The following is a 2,769-nucleotide window of genomic DNA, read 5'->3' as shown; positions in this document are numbered from 1 at the left end:
ACTTTATCTAAAACTACATTGTCAATCAACTCAGAGGTTCGCCATGGGCAGTCAGAAGACATCGACCGCATCCATTCAAGTGCTGTGCGAATTCGGCAGCGCGACGGTCTACGAGGCGCAAGGCGCCAGAGGAGCGCTTGATAGCGGAATCAAGCCAATCCATCCCGACATGAGGGTCGCCGGCCGCGCCGTGACCGTGGATGTGCGGCCGGGGGACAACCTGATGCTCCATTACGCGATGCTGAAAGTAAAACCCGGTGATGTGCTGGTCGTCGACGCAAAGGGATTCCTCGAAGCCGGACCGTGGGGCGACGTCTTCACCGAACAGGCGGTCAGACAAGGCGTCGCCGGTTTGGTGATCAACGGCGCGGTCCGGGATGCCAGAGCGATCATCGAGATGGATTTTCCAGTCTTTTGCCGCGGTCTCTGCATCAAGGGCACAGCCAAAAACCAGCCCGGAAAATTGAATGTGCCGGTTTGCATCGGCGACGTGCAGATCAATCCGGGTGACATCGTGATTGGCGATCAGGACGGCGTCGTGGTTGTACGGCAGGACGAAGTCGACGACGTGATCCGCAGCAGCCAGGCGCGAGAGGAGAAGGAGGCGATGTTCCGGGCGCGAATCCGCGACGGGGCGACGACGGTCGAGTTGATGGGGCTCGAAGAGACGCTCCGCAGATTCAACCTCGACTAATAAAAAAGACATGGAGCGAGACAATGAAAAAGCAACCTGTGGAATGGACGAGCAGCGTCACATCTACGTCGTTAAAGCCGACCCGCTATCGGTGGGTCGTCGCGACGCTGTTCTTCGTAATTTATACGATCGCCGCTGCTGATCGCGCCAACCTTGGTGTCGCGCTACCGTTCCTGAGAAAAGAATTTTCAATGAACAACGCCGAAGCCGGCGCGCTGATCAGTCTTTTCCTGATCGCTTATGCGGCCGTCCAGCTTCCCTCGGCCTGGCTCGTGTCGAAGTTCGGAGTAAAGCGGGTTTTTTCGATTTCAATGGTCCTCACCTCGATCGCAACCGGATTGACCGGAATGGTCGGCTCGTTGTTCTCGTTGAAAATCTGCCGGATCGCGCTGGGATTGGCCGAGGGACCGCTGCCGATCGGTATCGCAGCAACAATCAACAGCTGGTTTCCGGCCCGAGAAAAAGGCACCGCAGCCGGGATCTTTCTCTCGGCCGTGAAGTTCGGCCCGGTGTTGACGCCGATTCTTGGCGCCACGATCATTGCTGCTTGGGGCTGGAAAGAGGTATTTCTGCTCTTCGCGATTCCGGGCATCCTCTTGTCAGTGGTATGGGTTCTCATGGTTGCCGACAAACCGTCCGAAAGCGGAGCGGTGAACCGGGCGGAACTGGAACTCATCAGCGAGAGCGGCGAGGCGCGCGGCGCAAACCGGCGCGCCTTAGCCGTGAAACCGATGCCCTGGCTCGACAAATTCATTCGCGCCCGGCGCGAAAAAACGCTCGATATGACGCGCGAGATCTTCACATCGTGGGACATCTACGGTTGCGCACTGGGCTATTGCTGCCAGCTCGGCATTTCCAGCGTGCTTCTGGCCTGGATTCCGACTTATCTACTGACCGTGAAGAAATTCAGCATCATGGGTATGGGCTTCGTCGCGGCCGCCCCATGGGTCGGCGCGGTCGTAGGCAATATTCTGGGCGGTCTCCTTTCGGATCGCCTGCTTGGGGGACGCCGCAAGCCCGGGATGATGCTGTCGGCGCTCGCCACCGTCGGAATGATGTTCGCGCTGATTCATTCCCCGGCTGATCCATTGTTGTACGGCGTGCTGATCTTCCTGACCGGCATGTTGTTGAGCGTCGGCTATTCGGCCTACATGGCCTATCCGATGACGCTGGTTTCGAAAGCGAAGTTTCCGATGGCCAACGCCATGGTGAACATGGGTGGACAACTGGGCGGCGCTGCGACGCCTTTCATTACTGGCATCCTGCTGGACAATTACGGCTGGAGTTCAGTTTTTGGCTTCATGTCGGCCATATCGGCGCTGACTTTCATCGTTTTGCTGACGATACGCGAACCGATTGACGTCGGCGTGCGGCATGCGGAAGTGGGCGTTGCCGGGAAACGGGACATTGACCATGCCTAGCAAGGTTGGGAACGTTACACAGCCGGTCGCGCCCCGCCGGTTGCGGCGCATCCTGTGCCTTGACGATCTTGAACTGGCGGCCAAGGCGCATCTTCCTCGGCCGTTGTTTGGATATGTCGCCGGCGCCGCCGAGACGAATGCGTCGCTGAATGGCAATCGTCTCGCGTTCGACAAGTATCGTTTCGTGCCGCGTGTAATGATCAACATCGCAGGTCGCAGCACGGCAACCACGCTGCTTTCGCAGCAATTCAACGCTCCGTTCGGGATCGCGCCCCTTGGGCTCGCGGCGTTGATGGCCTACCGGGGTGATCTCGTTCTGGCGAAAGCGGCCGCGGCAGCCGGTATTCCGATGATCATGAGCGGGTCGTCGCTGATTCCACTCGAAGAAGTCGCGACGGTATACCCTCAAGCCTGGTTCCAGGCCTATCTGCCGGGCGAGCCTGCGGCAATCGCCGCACTTCTCGAACGGGTCAAGTGGGCAGGGTTTCAGACACTTGTCGTCACTGTCGACACACCAGTGGCTGCAAATCGGGAAAATAACGTACGAGCCGGGTTTTCCACACCACTTCGGCCTTCTCTCAAGCTGACGTGGGAAGGGCTCAGCCATCCTCGCTGGCTCACCGGCACTTTCACGACGACGATTTTGCGGCACGG

General features: G+C 58.8%; 3 protein-coding genes. All 3 read left to right on the top strand.

Annotated features, from left to right (window positions below; all coding sequences use genetic code 11):
• Positions 1–43 precede the first annotated feature (43 nt).
• Complete coding sequence (locus AWB65_RS34535; protein ID WP_087671221.1) at positions 44–694, top strand: 4-carboxy-4-hydroxy-2-oxoadipate aldolase/oxaloacetate decarboxylase; 651 nt, start codon at positions 44–46, stop codon at positions 692–694.
• 23 nt (positions 695–717) lie between these two features.
• Positions 718–2,115, top strand: coding sequence for an MFS transporter (locus AWB65_RS34530; RefSeq protein WP_087671220.1), 1,398 nt, complete (start codon positions 718–720; stop codon positions 2,113–2,115).
• The coding region (locus tag AWB65_RS34525; RefSeq protein WP_143281829.1) for an alpha-hydroxy acid oxidase at positions 2,108–2,769 on the top strand (662 nt) is incomplete at its 3' end. The genes AWB65_RS34530 and AWB65_RS34525, both read left to right, overlap by 8 nt.

The sequence above is a fragment of the Caballeronia humi genome, from assembly GCF_001544475.1.
GTDB classification, from domain to species: Bacteria; Pseudomonadota; Gammaproteobacteria; order Burkholderiales; family Burkholderiaceae; genus Caballeronia; species Caballeronia humi.
This window is presented reverse-complemented; position numbering and strand designations above follow the sequence as displayed.

Coding starts and splice junctions, on each gene's coding strand:
- AWB65_RS34535 (WP_087671221.1), top strand. CDS start 44: ATGGGCAGTCAGAAGACATCGACCGCATCCATTCAAGTGCTGTGCGAA.
- AWB65_RS34530 (WP_087671220.1), top strand. CDS start 718: ATGAAAAAGCAACCTGTGGAATGGACGAGCAGCGTCACATCTACGTCG.